Raw genomic sequence first — 261 nt, forward strand, 5'->3', positions numbered from 1 at the left:
CTTATAGAGAGACGCCGCAAGTGCTGACGATTTGCCGGCTGGCCGTCCACCCTGATCATGTCCGAAAAGGCATTGGAACGGCGCTTTTGCAGTTTTTGCTTGATAAGGAAGCGGATGTGTTTGAGGTAACGACGGGCGCACGCAATGAACCGGCAAAAGCCTTGTATCAAAAATTGGGATTTTCTGAAATCGGCCAATTTGAACCTGAAAAAGGCGCCGTTCTCTCAACATTGATCCTGCAGGCGCCGCGGAAGGTCGAAG

At 51.3% G+C, this 261-nt stretch carries 1 protein-coding gene and 1 pseudogene (both cut by a window edge); both read left to right on the forward strand.

The features are described from left to right. The first annotated feature begins 20 nt into the window (after positions 1-20). On the forward strand, positions 21-261 hold the 5' portion of the coding sequence (locus V7126_RS09160; protein ID WP_438823800.1) for a GNAT family N-acetyltransferase. It continues 50 nt past the right edge of the window; 241 of the gene's 291 nt are visible here — the first part of the coding sequence; its start codon is at positions 21-23; its stop codon lies off the right edge, out of view. After that, positions 230-261, forward strand: a pseudogene (locus tag V7126_RS09165) (GrpB family protein); it runs 520 nt beyond the window's last position. Before V7126_RS09160 ends, V7126_RS09165 begins: the two are co-directional and overlap by 82 nt.

It is taken from the genome of Bacillus sp. JJ675, assembly GCF_036963165.1.
Lineage (GTDB): Bacteria > Bacillota > Bacilli > Bacillales > Bacillaceae > Bacillus > Bacillus glycinifermentans.